The organism is Mycobacterium paraffinicum, assembly GCF_025822865.1.
Classification (GTDB): domain Bacteria; phylum Actinomycetota; class Actinomycetes; order Mycobacteriales; family Mycobacteriaceae; genus Mycobacterium; species Mycobacterium paraffinicum.
The window spans coordinates 9191-26361 of sequence record NZ_JACKUR010000026.1 but is presented as its reverse complement, the minus strand read 5'-3'; the positions used below and the strand labels follow the sequence as shown (position 1 = coordinate 26361).

General features: G+C 66.1%; 1 pseudogene. It reads right to left on the bottom strand.

What is annotated here, in order from left to right:
* Positions 1–157: 157 nt before the first annotated feature.
* A pseudogene (locus H7J89_RS25955) lies at positions 158–17161 on the bottom strand (non-ribosomal peptide synthetase); the annotation flags it as partial.
* Between the last annotated feature and the right edge of the window lie 10 nt (positions 17162–17171).

Here is a 17171-nt window from a genome sequence, read left to right as displayed (position 1 = left end):
GGACCGTCCGCACCTCGTCGTGGGGTCTTGGCAGCGTCGACGAGGTGGTGATCGTCGTGGCGTCAATAAACTTGTCCAGCGTGAGATCACTGGCGCGCAGTTCGGCACCGTCGAGGCCGCATACGGAGGTGAAACTCAGGCCATCGGCGAGGCATTGGCTCAAGCCTTGTACCGAAGGCGCGTCGAAAAGATGGCGGACCGAAAGGTGGGCGTCGAGGCTCAGGTTGATTGTGGCGATCACCCGCATCGCGGTGAGCGAATCGCCCCCGAGGTCGAAGAAGGAGTCGGTGGTGCTGACGTGTGGGAGTCCCAGGATTTGGGCGTAGATGTCGGCGAGGATTTCTTCGGTGGGTGTGCTGGGGAGTTGGTGGTGCTGGGTGTGGTGGTAGTCGGGTGCGGGTAGGGCGTGGGTGTCGAGTTTGCCGTTGGGCGTCAGCGGGAGGGCATCGAGCGTGACGATGGCGGCGGGGATCATGTAGGTCGGCAGCTGTTGGGCTAGCTGGGCGCGCAGCTGGGCGGGTTCCGCTGTGCCGGTGATGTAGCCGATCAGGCGCTCGTCTCCGGGGCGGTCTTCGCGGGTGATGACGACGGCGTGGTCGACGCCGTCGAGTTTGGCGAGGGCGGTGCGGATTTCGCCGAGTTCGATGCGGTAGCCGCGGATTTTGACTTGTTCGTCGGCGCGGCCGTGATAATCCAGTTGTCCGTCCGGGCGCCAGCGCACCAGGTCTCCGGTGTGATACATCCGGGTGCCGGGCGGCCCGAACGGGCAGGCCACAAATCGTGATCCGGTGAGCGCGGGCCGCCGCCAGTAGCCCAGCGAAACGCCGTGTCCGCCGATGTATAGCTCCCCCACGACGCCGGGCGGGACGGGGCGCAATGCTGCATCGAGGACAAACAGCGCCGCCCCGGGGACTGGTGATCCGATCGGCACCGTGGCGGTGCCAGGGGTAAGGGGTGCGCTGATGGTGGCATACACGGTGGTTTCGGTGGGGCCGTAGCCGTTGATCAGCAGCCGGCCCGGGGCCCAGCGTTCGACGAGGTGGGTGGGACAGGATTCGGCGGCGACCACCACCACCGGCAGGGATGGCGGGTTCGGTGGGGGCAGCATCGCCAGCGCCGAAGGGGTGTGGCTGAACACACTGACGCGTTCTGCGGCCAGCAGGGCGGCCAGGTCCGGTGGCGAGGCGCTCACCGCTTCGGGCACCACCACCAGGCGTCCACCGTGTAGCAGCGCACCCCAGATCTCCCACGCGGAGAAGTCGAAAGCGTACGAGTGGCACTGCGTCCAGACCTGCCCGGTCCACTCGAAGCCCGGGTCGAGTGCGGTGAACAGTTGGGTGATGTTGCGGTGGGTGACCGCCACTCCTTTGGGCACCCCGGTGGTTCCGGATGTGTAGATGATGTGCGCGATATCCTCGGGACCCGTTGCGTCCAGCGCGATCTCGGGTAGCTCGCCGAGCGCGTGGTCGTCGATATCTGCGACGTCAAAGACAAGACCGCCGAACCCGCTCAAGCGTCCGGTGAGCTCGGTGTTGCTGATCGCAGCGCTCGGGGCGGCGTCGTCGAGGATGAACTCCAGCCGGGCCGCGGGCACCGCGGGGTCGATCGGCAGGTAGGCGGCCCCGGTTTTGAGCACCCCCACGATCGCGACGATCGCCTCAGCGCAGCGGGGAAGCACCAACGCCACACAGTCACCCCGACCCACCCCATCCGAGGCCAACCGTTGCGCTACCCGACTCGCCGCCAGATCCACCTCTCGGTAGGTCATCGACGCGTCCGCACAACACAGCGCCACCGCGTCCGGCGCCCGATCCACCGCCGCGGCCCACAGCACCCCGAGACCGTCCTCCGCCACCGGCCCGGCCAACACCGCCCAATTACCCCACCGGCCCAGGCAAACATGCTCAGCGTCGTCGAGCAGGTCCACCGACGACAGCAGCCGGGTTGGACCGGCGGTCATCGCGACCAATAATTTCTCGAACCGCCCGATGAGCGTCGTGATGCTGTCGGTGTCGAACACGTCGGTGGCGTACTCGACATGAATCTCCAACTCACTGCCAGGCTGGGCCACCACCGTGAGCGGGTAGTGATTGGATTCGCGGCCGCTGATCGCGGCGACGCTCAGATCGCGACCGCCGCGCGGCACCGACGTGTCGACGGGATAGTTCTCATAGACGAACAGGGTGTCGAACAGGGCGGCGTGACCGGAGCTGCGCAGGATGTCCGCCAACCCGAGGCTTTGGTGCTCGAGGGTGAAGACGTGCGCCGCATGCAGTTGGTCGAGTAGTTCTTCGGTGGTGGTGGTCGGTGTGATGGTGGCCCGCACCGGGATCGTGTTGATCAACAGGCCCACAATCGATTCCGCCCCGGCGAGCTCGGCCGGCCGACCCGAGACCGTGCTGCCGAAGACCACATCGTGCCGACCGGTCAGCCACGTCAGGAGCTGCGCGAAGGCGCCCTGCAAGACTACGTTGACGGTGGTGTGGCGGGCGCGGACCAGCTCGTCAAGGGCCTGCGTGGTCTCGGCGGGCACCCGAAACGATGCGGCACCTCGGGCGCCCGGCCTCGACCGATCCGGCCGACCCACCAGTGTCGGGCCGTCGATGCCGGCCAGCGCCTCGCGCCACGCTGCGTGAGCGGCGTCGCGATCCCGGTCGGCCAGCCAGGACAGGAAGCTGCGGTAGCTGACCGGGGCAGGCACGGGCTGGCGATCGTAAACCGAAAAGATTTCGCGCAAGATGATCTGCCCGGACCATCCATCGCACACGATGTGATTGATGGTCAGCACCAACCGATATCGCTCCTGGTCGGTTCGAAACAGCACCGCGCGCAGCGGCGACTGGTAGGCCACCTCGTACACCGCGGAACGTTCTGCGGCGCAGACCCGCTCGATGCACTCATCGGCGTCGGCGTCGTCGCCGACGAGATCGACGTAGCGCCAAGGCAATACCGGATCCTTCAGGATGACCTGTACCGGTCCGTCGAGTCGTTGGTTGACAAATCGGGCCGCAAGGTTGGGGTGGCGCCGAACGACGGCCTGGACGGCGGCGTGTAGACGATCCTCGTCCAGCCGACCGGTCAGGGTGATATCGACTTGCACCGCATAGGGATTGGCCCCGTTGTCCGGCTCACTGGTGTGGAACAGCAGTCCGTGCTGCAATGGCGTCAACGGCAACAGGTCCGCGATGTCGTAGGTGCGTTGCAGGGTCTCGAGCCGCTCGGCGGTCACGCCGATCAGCGTGAAATCCGACGGGGTGAAGCCGCCCCCACCGCGGCGCACATGCGCACAGATCCCGGACAGGGCTTCGAACCACAGCCGGCTCAGCGATTTTACTTGTACAGCATCGAATTTCGAGGAGGCCCACGTCCAGGTGGCCCGCAACTGCGGGCCGGCTTCGGTGTCCAGGGTGACCGCGTTGACTCCCACCGTGTGGCCCAACGGCATCGGCCACCCGGCACGCGCCGCCTCGGCTAACAACGTATCCGACCGCGATATCTCCCAGCCGTCGGCAGCCGTCGAGGAATCTCGGGGTCCGCCCGCACGGCCCAAATAATTGAACCCGATCGGTGGATCGAGCCCGGCCAGATCCACCTCGCCATTGAGGTAGCGCAACATCCCGTAAGTGTGGCCGTCAGGCACCGCCCGAAGCTGCTCTTTGCCCCCCTTGACAACGGCCCCCAACACCGCGTCCCCGGCCAGCACGTGGGGCCACGGCAACCGATCAAGCGCCAGACACACCGGATACTTGACGGTGAACCAGCCGACCGTCTGCGACAGGTCCACGCCGGGGGCCAGATCCTCCTCGCGGCCGTGACCCTCGACGTCGAGAGTGATCGGGCCACAGCCACCCAAAAATTCCACCCACGCCAACCCGAACGCAATCAACAAAATATCTTGTACCCCAGCATGAAACGCCGCCGGGACCTCTCCGAGGAGCATCCGGGTGGTGTCGATGTCCAGCGACGCCGACAGTTGCCCGGCGCTGGCATGGGTATCGGCCCCGGGATCGACGGCGGCCACTGCACCACGTATCGCGGCGATCCCCCGCCACGCCGCCAACTGATCGACCACGGTATCCGAGCGTGCTTGCTGGGCCAGCATCGACGCCCACCGACGAAACGAGGTGCCCGGCGTCGGCAAATCCACCGCGCCGGTCGAAAGGTATTGGCTCCACGCCGTATTCAGATCGTCAACCAGAATCCGCCACGACACCGCATCAACGGCTAGGTGGTGGATCACCAACACCAATTGCGCCGTGGACGTCACCCACAACGCACTGAGCATCACCCCAGCGGCCGGATTCAACCGCGACCGCGTCTCGATCAACGCCTCGCCGGACAACGTCACCACAGCGTGCAGGCAGGCGCGCGCCGTCACCGACCCGGGCGGCCGTGCGGCCAACGACCAGTTGCCTGCGCCGGCGTCGTCGACCCGCAACCGCAACATGGCATGTCGATCCACCAAGGCTTGCAACATGATTGCCACGTCGGCCTCGGAGACACCCGCCGGAGCCGACACGGAAGCCATCTGGCAGAACCATGCGACCGGGCCGGTCACGCCGGCGGCGTCGACGCCGGCCAACCAGGACATGATCGGTGTCGGCGTCACCTCACCGACACCGTCGTCTGGTGGGTCGCTCTCGGCACCGGCATACCCGGCGACCCGGGCCAGCTTCGCAACGGTCTGCTCGACGAAAATATCCCGCGGTCGACACAGCAACCCGGCCGTGCGCGCCCGCGCCACCACCTGCATCGACAAGATGCTGTCCCCGCCGAGTTCGAAGAATGAGTCGTCGACTCCGACGCGCTGCAGTCCGAGTACCTGGGAGTAGATGCCGGCCAGAACCTCTTCGGCGTTGGTCGCCGGGGCGCGGTAACGATCGCGATGCTGGTATTCCGGCGCGGGCAGGGCGCGGGTGTCGAGTTTGCCATTGGATGTCAGCGGTAGCACGTCGAGCATCACGATCGCTGCCGGCACCATGTGCGCCGGCAGCCGCTCAGCCAACTGGGTGCGGATGTCGCCGGAATGTGCTGTCCCCGTTGCGTAACCGACCAAGCGTTTGTCACCGGGGCGGTCCTCGCGGGCGATGACCGCGGCCTGCGTGACCCCGGCCAAAGCGGCCAGTGTGGCGCGCACCTCACCGAGTTCGATGCGGTAGCCCCGGATTTTGACCTGCTCATCCGCGCGCCCAAGATATTCGAGTTGGCCGTCGGCGTGCCAGCGCACGAGATCCCCGGTGCGATACATGCGTGTTCCGGGCGGCCCGAACGGGCAAGCCACAAACCGTGATCCGGTCAACCCTCCTCGCCGCCAGTACCCCACACCCACGCCGCGCCCCGCGACATACAACTCCCCGACCACACCGGCCGGCACTGCACGCAGATACGCGTCGAGCACAAATAACGCCGCCCCCGGCACCGGCCGGCCGATCGGCGCCACCCCGGAGCCCGCCACCAACGGCGCACTTCCGGACGCACGCACCGTGGTCTCGGTCGGGCCGTAGGCGTTGATCACGGTCCGACCGGGCGCCCACCGGTTCACCAGCTCGGCCGCGCACGGCTCCCCGCCGACCGCGAGCACTGTCACCGACTCCAACCCCTGCGGCGACAACGCCGCCAGCCCACGCGGGGTCGAGGTGAGCACATTGACCCGTTCCGCTGCCAGCAGGGTGTGCAAGTCCTGGGGTGAGCTGGCCACCGATTCGGGCACCACCACCAGCCGTCCGCCGCGCAGCAGCGCGCCCCAGATCTCCTTGACCGAGACATCGAAGCCATGGGAATGGCCTTGGGCCCAGACGGCCGCGGGTTGGGACACATGTTCGTGCTCGAGCAGCGTCTCGATCAGCTGTGTGACGTTGTGGTGGGTGATGGCAACGCCTTTGGGGACGCCGGTGGTGCCCGAGGTGTAGATAAAGTAAGCGATGTCGTCGGGGCGGGGCGCCGGTGGCGCGGTGTCGAGAGCGGCGTCCCCGATGTCACCGATATCGATGACCGGCAGGTCGAGGCCGTCGAGCCGATCGGCCACCTCGCTAGCGGCGATCGCGAGAATGGGTGCGGCATCGGCGATCATGAATCTGATCCGCCCGTCGGGATACATCGGGTCGATCGACAAATAGGCGGCCCCGATCTTGAGCACCGCCACGATCGCCACGATCGCCTCGACCGACCGGGAAAACAATAGTGCCACACAGCTACCCGGACCTACGCCACGGGCGACCAATACGCGCGCCAACCGGGTAGCCGACCTGTCGAGCTCGAGGTAGGTCATCGAGTGAGCCGCGGCGGTCAGCGCGACGGCATCTGGGGTGCGGTTCACCTGTGCGGCGAAAAGCTCCGCAATCGATGCGGCCGTCACCGTGGGTTGGGTCAACACTGCCCGGTTGCCCCACTCATCCAGTTGCGCGCGCTCACGCCCAGCCAGCAGATCTATCGACGAAAGCCGCCGCGTGGGATCAGCCGTCATTGCGGCTAACACCCGACGGAAGCGCTGGATCAGCACGTCGATGCGGTCGGTGTCGAACAGGTCGGTGCGGAATTTCAGGCGAAACTCGAATTCGGTGCCCGGCAAGACCGCGACCGTCAGCGGGTAGTGCGTGGAGTCGCGGCTGACGAAGTCGGTGACGGTGACTTCTTGGCCGCCAAGCAGTGCGGTGGTGTCGATCGGGTAGTTCTCGTACACGAAAAGCGTGTCGAACAATCTGTCCTGACCGGTGACGCGGTGGATCTCGGTCAGCGCCAAGTGCTGGTGCTCGAGGGTGTGGTTGTGGGCGCGTTGCAGCTGTTCCAGCAGGTCTGCGGTAGTGGTTCCCGGCCCGATCGTCGCACGCACCGGCACCGTGTTGATGAACAGTCCCACCATCGTTTCCGAACCGGCCAGTTCGGCTGGCCGACCAGAGACGGTGGTGCCGAATGCGACGTCATGCTGGCCGGTCAGCGATGTCAGCAGCTGCGCCCATGCAGCATTCAGCACGGCGTTGACGGTGGCGCGGCACGAGCGCGCCAGCTCGCTCATGGCCTGAGTGCTGTTGGCGGACAACCGAAACGATGCCACACCGCGAGCGCCCAGGCCCAACCGGTTCCGCGGATCTACGAGAGTCGGGACGTCGAAGCCGGCCAACGCTTCGCGCCAGGCGGTGCGGGCGGCGTCAAGATCACGGTCGGCCAGGTACGAAAGAAATGTCCGATACGACCCCGCCGGCGCGAGCCGCTGCCCGCGATAGCCGGCGAAGATCTCCCCCAGCAGGATCGGTAGCGACCAGCCATCGAGCACGATGTGGTGATTGGTCAACACCAACCGGTGGCGCTCTGATGCGATGCGGATCAGCGATACCCGAAATGCGGGCCGACCGCCGATGTCGCAGACGGCCGCTCGTTCGGCGGCGCATATCCGCAAGATCTGCTCGTCGACATCAAGCCGGCTGTCGCTGAGATCGACGAACTGCCACCCCGCGACGGGATCGGCCAGGATGATCTGCACCGGCTCGTCGAACCGGTCGACGAATCGCGCGGCCAGGTTTGGATACCTGCGGACCAGCGCATGCACCGCATCGCGTAGCCGGTCGGGATCAATGGCGCCGGAAACGGTGAAATCCAGTTGCACCGAATATAAATCGCCGTCATCGCCCTGCACGGTGTTGGCATGAAAGAGCAGGCCCTGTTGCAGTGGGGTCAGCGGCAAAACGTCCGCGACGTCGTCGCCCTGACGGAGCTCGTCGAGCTGCTGCTGGGTCAGCCAGGCGGGCGTAACATCGGACGCAGCACCCTCGTCGATCAGGCCGGCTGCGCCGTCGCCAACGTCGGCCACCCGGGCCAGCCGCGCCACCGTCTGCTCGACGAAAACATCGCGCGGCCGGCACAGCACACCGGCCGCCCGGGCCCGCGCCACCACTTGCATCGACAAAATGCTGTCGCCACCCAGCTCGAAAAACGACTCGTCCACCCCGACGTGCTCGAGTCCGAGCACCTGGGCGTAAATCCCGGCCAGGATCTCTTCGACCGCGCTACCCGGGGCGCGGTAGCGATCGCTGTCCTGATACTCCGGTGCCGGCAGGGCGCGGGTGTCGAGTTTGCCATTGACGGTCAGGGGCATCGTGTCGATCACCACCACGGCGGCCGGAATCATGTACGGCGGAAGTAGTTTTACCAGAGCGCTTTTCGCACATGCCGGGTCGGCTGTGCCGGTGACATAGCCGACCAGACGCTTGTCGCCGGGGCGGTCTTCGCGGGCGATTACCGCCGCCTGGTCCACCCCGGCCAGCCCGGTTAGTGCGGCTCGTATTTCGCCGAGTTCGATGCGGTAGCCGCGGATCTTGACCTGTTCGTCGGCGCGTCCGAGATAGTGCAGCTGCCCGTCGGGACGCCAGCGCACCAGGTCCCCGGTGCGATACATGCGTGTTCCTGGCGTCCCGAAGGGGCAGGCCACAAACCGTGATCCTGTCAAACCCGGCCGGCGCCAATACCCAACGCCTACTGCGGCACCGGCCACATACAACTCCCCGACCACTCCGGCCGGCACCGGACGCAACCAACTATCCAGCACAAACAACGCCGCCCCGGGCACCGGCGCACCGATCGGCACCACACCCGACCCCGCCGCGAGAGGCGCACTCAAACTCACCCACATCGTCGTTTCGGTGGGGCCGTACTCATTGATCATCACGCGCCCGGGCGCCCAGCGATCCACCAGATCGGGCGGGCACGCCTCACCCCCTACCAGCAAGGTCACCGACTCCAACCCATCCGGTGAAAGCGCCCGCACCGCCGACGGGGTTTGACATAGGACGTCGACCTGCTCGCTCACCAGTAGGGCATGGAAATCATGCGGTGAGCGGGCCACCGAGTCGGGTATCACGACCAGCCGCCCACCGCTGAGCAGTGCGCCGAAGATTTCCCAGCCGGAGATGTCGAAGCTATAGGAATGCCACTGCGACCACACCTGCCCACCAGCCGACAAGCTTTCTTTCAGGTAAACCATCAGCTGCGTGACGTTGTTGTGAGTGATAGCAACCCCTTTGGGTACACCGGTGGTCCCAGAGGTGTAGATCACGTAGGCGATGTCGTCGGGAGCCGGCGCCGGTAGTGTGACGTCGGGCGGGGCCTTGGCGGCGGGGTGCTCGAAAACATTGACGTCGATGACCGGAAGGTTGCATCCGTCCAGCCGATGGGCAAGGTCGGTGGTGGTGATTGCGGCGATCGGGGCGGCATCGGCAACCATGAATTCGATCCGGGGAGCCGCTAGCGCTGGATCGATGGGCAGATAGGCTGCCCCGGTCCTGAGCACTGCCACAATCGCGACGACCGCCTGCGCCGAACGTTCGAAAAGGAGTGCCACGCATGCCCCCGGGCCCGCGCCATGGCTAGCCAAAAGCTGCGCTAACCGGTTGGCGACCTGGTCCAGTTCGTGGTAGGTCATCGAGTCGCCCTCGAATGTCAGGGCCAAAGCGTCGGGCGTGCGGGCCACCTGCGCGGCGAACAACACCGGAATCGACACCGCAGAGGGCGCCGATCCGGCCAACGCTGCCCGGTTGCCCCACTGACCGAGGCGCGCGTGTTCGTCATCGTCGAGCAGATCAATGGACGACAGCCGCCGGGTCGGCTCGGCGGTGATGGCGGCGAGCACCCGCCGCCAGCGCTCGATGAGCGTTTCGATGCTGGCCGCGTCGAACACGTCGGTGCGAAACTCCACTACCCCGCCGATCCCGGCAGGCTCACCTCCCGGACCCCAGCGCTCGCCGAGTGAGAATGCCAAATCCATTCGGGCGGTGCGGGTATCCACCGGCATCGTGGTGACTTGCAGATGATCTCCCAGCGCCAGCCCGGCGGCGGGATCACTGTCTTGCCCGGGCAGGTTTTGCCACGCCAACATGACCTGCACCAGTGGCTGATGGGTAAGCGATCGGGTGGGGTTGAGGCGTTCCACGAGCACTTCGAAGGGCACGTCTTGGTGCTCGTAGGCGGCCAGGCTGCGTTGTTGCACCTGGGCCAACAGCTCGGCCATGCTGGGATCTCCGGCCATGTCGACCCGCAACACCAACGTGTTGGCGAAAAATCCGATCAGGTCATCGAGTGCGAGGTCACGACGGCCGGCGATCGAAAACCCGATCGCCACATCGGTACTGCTGCTGATTTTGGCCAACACAACCGCCAACGCCGCCTGCAGCACCATGAAACTGGTCGCGTTGTACTCTCGGGCGACCTTCAGCACCCGCTGCTGCAGGTCCGCCGGCCACGCCACTTCAGCCTTGGTGCCGCGGTAGTCGGCCGCTGCCGGGTAGGGCCGATCAGTGGGAAGATCGAGCCGTTCGGGCACTCCGACCAGAGCCTGCTTCCAAAAAGCCAGCTGCGCGGCGATGGCACTGCCGGGATCCCCTGGCTCGCCGAGATGTTCACGTTGCCACAACGTGTAATCGACGTACTGCACCGCCAACGGCGACCAGCCCGGGGCGTGGCCTGCACAACGCGCGCGATACGCCTCGCTGACATCACGGAACATCGGAGTCAGCGACCAACCATCTGCGGCAATATGGTGCATGCTGAGGACTAGCACATGCTCGCGATCGGCAACTGTGAAAAGGCTGGCGCGGATGGGGATCTCGGAGACTAAGTCGAATGCATACCGCACGACCGATCCCACGGCATCGCTGAGTTGGGTCGCCGACCATCCGACCGCATGGATGACGTCCCAGCTGAAATCTGCCGCGTCGGCGGCGATGACACATTGCTGGGGCACCCCTTCGACGGCCGGAAAAATTGTGCGCAGACTTTCGTGCCGGCCGACTACGTCGGCCAGCGCCGCACCCAACGCCTCGACGTCCAACTGGCCGCACAAGCGTAACGCCACCGGGATGTTGTAAACCGGTGAGGGTCCGTCGAATTGATCGAGGAACCACAGGCGGTTCTGCGCATACGACAGCGGGATCACAGCGGGCCGCGGGCGTGCCGTTAACGGCACGCCCGCGCGTTTCCCGGCATGCGCGCTGATCCATTCGGCCAACCCGGCGACGGTGGGCGCGTCGAACACCGCTCGGATCGACACCTCGATTCCCAGTTCGGCCCGGACTCGGGCCACCAGTCGCGTGGCGGAAAGTGAATGACCGCCCAGGTCGAAGAACCCGTCATCGACGCCGACTCGGGCCACTCCGAGGACTTCGGCGAATAATGCGGCCAGCACTCGCTCGCGTCGGTTACGCGGCGCCCGGTAGGCGATGGAGCTGAGGAATTCCGGGGCCGGCAGTGCGCGGTGATCAAGCTTGCCGTTGGCTGTCAACGGCATTGACGGCATCACCGTAATGGCGGCCGGGACCATGAATTCGGGCAGTCGGGCGGCAACGAAGCGACGCAGCTCGGCTACCCGTTCGATCACCGATGGGTCGTTGACGTAGTCGGTCAAAGAACTTATGGCGGTGTTGGGCGTGTAGAGGTCCGAAAGCGCCGGGTGCGGATCATCAAGCGTTTCGACGCGGTGGGTATAGAGCACGTCGACCAGGCCGGGGGTCGATGACCAGGTAACGGCCGTCGCGTATCCGAGTTCGTCGCCGAGCCAATGACATTCGTGCGGCAACACCGCATCCGATCCGGATATGTCGGCACGCAACTGGCTGACGGGTACCTTGTCACCGGCTTGCGAGAGTGCTTGCGCCAGCGCCACATCGGGCCCAATCCCGGCGTGGGGTACCCCAGTGACCCGCAGCTCTGGCAGCTCCTCGGACCGAAGATAGTCGCCGAGTGTGGCCAGGCTCGCGAACCGCTGCCACGGCTCGGCGGGGAGGTCCGCGAGCGACCGCACCGGTATCGGCGCCTTGCGCAGCACCACGTCGTAGCGGTAACCGCTGAGCTCGTTGACCGCGCGCATCCTTTTGAGCTGGATGTCCACCGCGACGACCTCGGTGAGGCGGTGTGGCAAGGCCGCAAAGAACTCCGGCGTCACGAGCAACTCCTGCACGGCAAGCATTTCGCGGCGCAGCCGTTCCCGTAGCACCGCGGCGGTGTCTCCGACCGCGGTGGACTCCGCGCACAGCACTCCGGTGGCGAACGCCGCCAGCAGCGACAGGTTGCGCACATCGCCGACAAACACCGCCCCGCCCGGCGCCAGCATGCGGGTAGCCACCTCCAGCACGTCGAGCAGATACCCCACGCTCGGGAAGTACTGGATCACCGAGTTGAGCACCACCACATCGAAATAGCCCTCGGGTAGCCCATCTGCGATGTGCGCCGGCTGAATCCGCAGTCGGACCCGCTCTCCCCAAGGCTGCGAAGCCACGCCCGCTCGCAGGGTCTCGATGGTAGGTGCGGAGAAGTCCGTGCCCCAGTACTCGGCGCATGTCGGCGCCAGCGGCGCAAGCAACAGCCCCGATCCCACCCCGATCTCCAACACCCGGGTCGGGCGCAGTTCCCGAATCCGATCCACGGCGGCCGCCCGCCACTCCTGCATCTCGTCTAGCGGGATCGGTGCGCCGGTGTAGCTGCTGTTCCAGCCCCCGAAATCCTCCCCCACCAGGTCCGGTGCATCGGCGGCAACCATCACCTCGGAATACAGGTCGTCGTACACGCCCTGCCACTGGTGCACCAACTGCGTTTCCCGCTCCGCCTCCCGGACCAGCATCGGCTCCGGATCCAGCACCACATAGCCGGCCAACAGCTTGTCGCCAACGCCCTCAACAGCATTGGTCGCGGCGGTGGCGTCATGCGCGATGACCACCGCCTCCGACACCGCGGGATGGGCGGCGAGTGCAGCGCGTATTTCGCCGAGTTCGATGCGGTAGCCGCGGATTTTGACTTGCTCGTCGGTGCGGCCGAGGTAGTCCAGGTGTCCGTCGGGGCGCCACCGCACCAGGTCTCCGGTGCGATACATGCGGGTGCCGGGTTGTCCGTGGGGGCAGGCGACGAATCGTGATGCGGTCAGCACGGTTCGTCGCCAGTAGCCGTGGGCCAGGCCGGTGCCGGCGATGTATAGCTCGCCGATGACCCCGACGGGTACGGGGTGCAGCCACATGTCGAGGACAGCGAAGCTGAGGTGTGCCAGCGGTACTCCGATGGGGCTGGCGGCGCTGTGGGTGTCGTGGTCGGTGATTTCGCGGAACGAGGCGTGCACGGTGGTTTCGGTGGTGCCGTACATGTTGATCACCCGCGGTGGGTTCGGGTGGGTGTGCAGCCAGGTCTGAAGGTGTTGGGGTGCGAGGGGTTCGCCGGCCAGTATCACGGTGTGCAGACTGGACCGGCAGGCCAGCTCGGGCAGTAGCGCGTAAAAGGCTGAGGGGGTTTGGCTTAACACGGTGATGTGTTCGGCGATCAGCTGCGCGTGCAGGTCGTGGGGTGAGCGCACTACCGCGTCGCCGATGACGACCAGCCGCCCACCGCTGAGCAGTGCCCCGAAGATCTCCCAGACCGAGACGTCGAACGCATAGGAATGCCACTGTGACCACACCGCGCTGCGCGGCAGGTCGGTGGCCAAAGACTGCAACAGCTCGGTGACGTTGTGGTGAGTGATGGCCACGCCTTTGGGGACACCGGTGGTGCCCGAGGTGTAGATGAAGTAGGCGATGTCGCCGGCTGCCGGTGGCGGTGGTGGGGTGCCGGGTTGGCTGTGGGCGACGGGGTCGTTGACGTCGATGATCGGCAGGCCGAACCCGTCGAGGCGCTCGGCGAGGTCAGCGCTGGTGACCGCGGCGATCGGTGCGCTGTCATCGATCATGAATTCGATGCGGGTGCTGGGCAGTGTCGGGTCGATCGGCAGATAGGCCGCCCCGGTTTTGAGGATCGCCAGGATCGCCACGATCGCCTCGGCCGAGCGGGACACCAGCAGCGCCACACAGGTACCCCGGCCGGCGCCCTGTGGTGCGAGCAGGTGGGCCAATCGGTTTGCGGCGGTTTCGAGTTCGCGGTAGGTCATGGTGCGCCCGGCAAAGCTCAGCGCGGGGGCCTGGGGGGTGCGGGCCACCTGGGCGGTGAACAACACCGGGATCGACGCCGACGTGGTCGCGGGTTGGGTCAACACCGCCTGATTGCCCCACCTGGTGACCCGGGCGTGCTCGGCCTCATGGAGCACATCGAGCGACGACAGCCGCCGTAGCGGATCGGCGACCATGGCCACCAACATTTGCCGCCAACGCTCGACGAGCGTTTCGACGCTGGCCGCATCGAACACATCGGTACGAAATTCCACCGCCCCGCCGATCCCGGCGGGCTCACCGCCCTCGGTCCAACGCTCGCCCAGGATCAACAGCAAATCCATCCGGGCGGTGCCGGTGTCCACCGGCACCGGGATGACCTGTAGGTCGTCCAGGGCCAGCCCGGCGCCGGGATTGGCGTTCTGCCCCGGGAAGTTCGCCCAGGTGAACATGACTTGGACGATTGGTTGGTGGGTCACTGATCGGGTGGGATTGAGGCGTTCGACGAGAACTTCAAAGGGCACGTCTTGGTGCTCATAGGCGGCCAGGCTGCGTCGCTGCACCTGGGTCAGCAGTTCGGCGACGGTGGGGTCTCCGGTCACATCGACGCGCAACACCAGCGTATTGACGAAGAACCCGACCAGCTCATCGAGGGCCGGATCGCGGCGCCCGGCGATGGAAAACCCTACCGCCACATCAGAACTGGCACTGAGCTTGGCCAGCACCACCAGAAGCGCCGCCTGCAACACCATGAAACTGGTCGCGTTGTACTCCCGGGCCACCGTGCGCACCCGCTGCTGCAACTCCGCCGGCCAACCCACCGCCACCTGAGCCCCGCGATAGTCGGCCACCACGGGATACGGCCGATCCGTGGGAAGCGCCATCCGCTCGGCCATCCCGGCCAACGCCTGCTCCCAATATCCCAACTGCGCAGCTATCGCGCTACCCGAATCCCCAAGCTCACCCAGATACTCACGCTGCCACAGTGTGTAATCCACATACTGCACCTCCAACGGTGCCCACCCCGGACCACCACCCATACAACGCGCCCGATACGCAGCGCTCAGGTCGCGGAACATCGGAGTTAGTGACCAGCCGTCAAACGCGATGTGGTGCACCACAATTGCGACCGCATACTGCTCGGGTCCGACGGCCAGGATCTGCGCGCGAATCGGCACCTCTGCCGCCAAGTCAAATCGATACGTCGCGAGCGCCGCCAACGCACCGATGACATCCTGCTCGGCCACCGAGACCACTGCTGGGTCGCCGCGCCGCCACATCCCGGGCCGCGCCGGCAACACTTCCTGCGACGGCATGCCACCGCTGGCGGGAAACACTGTTCGCAGTGATTCGTGCCGGGCGACGACATCGTCGAGGGCTGCGCTCAGCGCGTCCACATCCAACACCCCGCGAATCCGAAAGGCGGTCGGCGTGTTGTACACCGGCGAGGGTCCCTGCATCTGGCGCAGGAACCACAACCGGCGCTGAGCGAACGACAGCGGAATCGCCCGAGGACGAACAACTGGCGCTAACGCCGGCCGGCCGCTGTCCACCTCACTGACCTGTCGGGCCAACTGGCGCACCGCTGGCGCATCGAACAGGTGGCGGACCGTCAGATGCGCACCGAGGGACTCCTGCGCCGCGTCGATAACGCGCATCGCCTGCAGCGAATCACCGCCGAGGTCGAAAAATGAGTCGTCGACGCCAACGCGTTGCAGCCCGAGGACTTGAGCGTAGATGTCGGCGAGGATCTCCTCGGCGGGCGTGGTGGGCGCGCGGAAATGATCGGCGCCCTGGTAGTCGGGTATCGGGAGGGCCCGTCTGTCGAGTTTGCCGTTGGGCGTCAGTGGTAAAGCGTCAAGCACGACGACCGCGGTGGGGATCATGTAGGCGGGCAGGCGTTCGGCGAGCCGCGCGCGTAGCAGCGCGGGTCTGGCTGTTCCGGTGATGTACGCGACGAGGCGTTTATCGCCTGGGCGATCCTCGCGAGCGATCACCGCCGCCTGTTGCACCGCGTCCAGGTCCGCCAGCGCCAGGCGTATCTCCTCGAGTTCGATTCGGAATCCGCGGATTTTGACTTGGTCGTCCGCACGGCCTAGGTAGTGCAGTTGCCCGTCAGGGGCCCAGCGCACCAGGTCGCCGGTGCGATACATCCGGGTTCCGGGCGGTCCGAAGGGGCAGGCGACAAATCGTGAGCCGGTCAGTCCTGCTCGCCGCCAGTACCCCACGCCAACGCCGCGTCCGGCCACATACAGCTCCCCAACCACCCCGGCCGGAACTACTTGTAGTGACTCATCCAGGACGAACAATGCGGCGCCTGGCACCGGCGAGCCGATCGGCACCTGTCTCGAGCCCGCCACCAGCGGCGCACTGATCGAGGCATACACGGTGGTTTCGGTCGGGCCGTAGCCGTTGATCATCACCCTGCCCGGAGCCCAGCGATCCACCAGTTCGGCCGGGCACGCCTCGGCGGCGACCACTAATACGCCCAGCGACTCGAGTCCTTGCGGGGTTAACATGCCTGCCGCAGAAGGGGTTAGGCTGAGGATTCTCACCTCTTCCGCGACTAGCAGGGCATGAAAATCTTGCGGTGAGCTGGTCACCGATTCGGGCACCACGACCAGCCGCCCGCCGTGCAGAAGTGCGCCCCAGATTTCCCACACGGAATAGTCGAACGCATAAGAGTGACACTGGGTCCATACCTGTCCCGCCAGCTCCGCACCCGTGTCAAGTGACTCGAACAGACGGGTGACGTTGCGATGAGTGACCGCCACTCCCTTAGGAGTGCCGGTGGTTCCGGAGGTGTAGATGATGTGGGCGACGTCGTCGGGGGCCGGCGCCGGGGGCGCAGTATCGGGTTGGGCGGCCGCGGCCCGGTCGTTGGCATCGACGACCTTCAGTCCCAGACCGTCCAGTTGTTTCGCGAGCCCAATGGTTGTGACCGCGGCGTCCGACCTGGCATCGTTGATGATAAATGCCAACCGCGCCGCCGGTACCGCCGGATCGATGGGCAGGTATGCCGCGCCGGTTTTGAGCACCGCCAGAATCGCCACAACGGCATCGGATGATCGGGTGAACAGCAGCGCCACGCACCCACCAGGGCCCACCCCGCGGGCGGCCAATAAATGCGCTAACCGGTTGGCGGCGCGTTCGAGCTCCCGGTAGGTCATCGAACGGCCCTCGAACGTCAGGGCCAGTGCCTCCGGGGCGCGCGCCACCTGAGCGGTCCACAGCTCCGGGATCGAGGAGCCCGCCCACGGCTCGGTCAACACCGCCAGATTACCG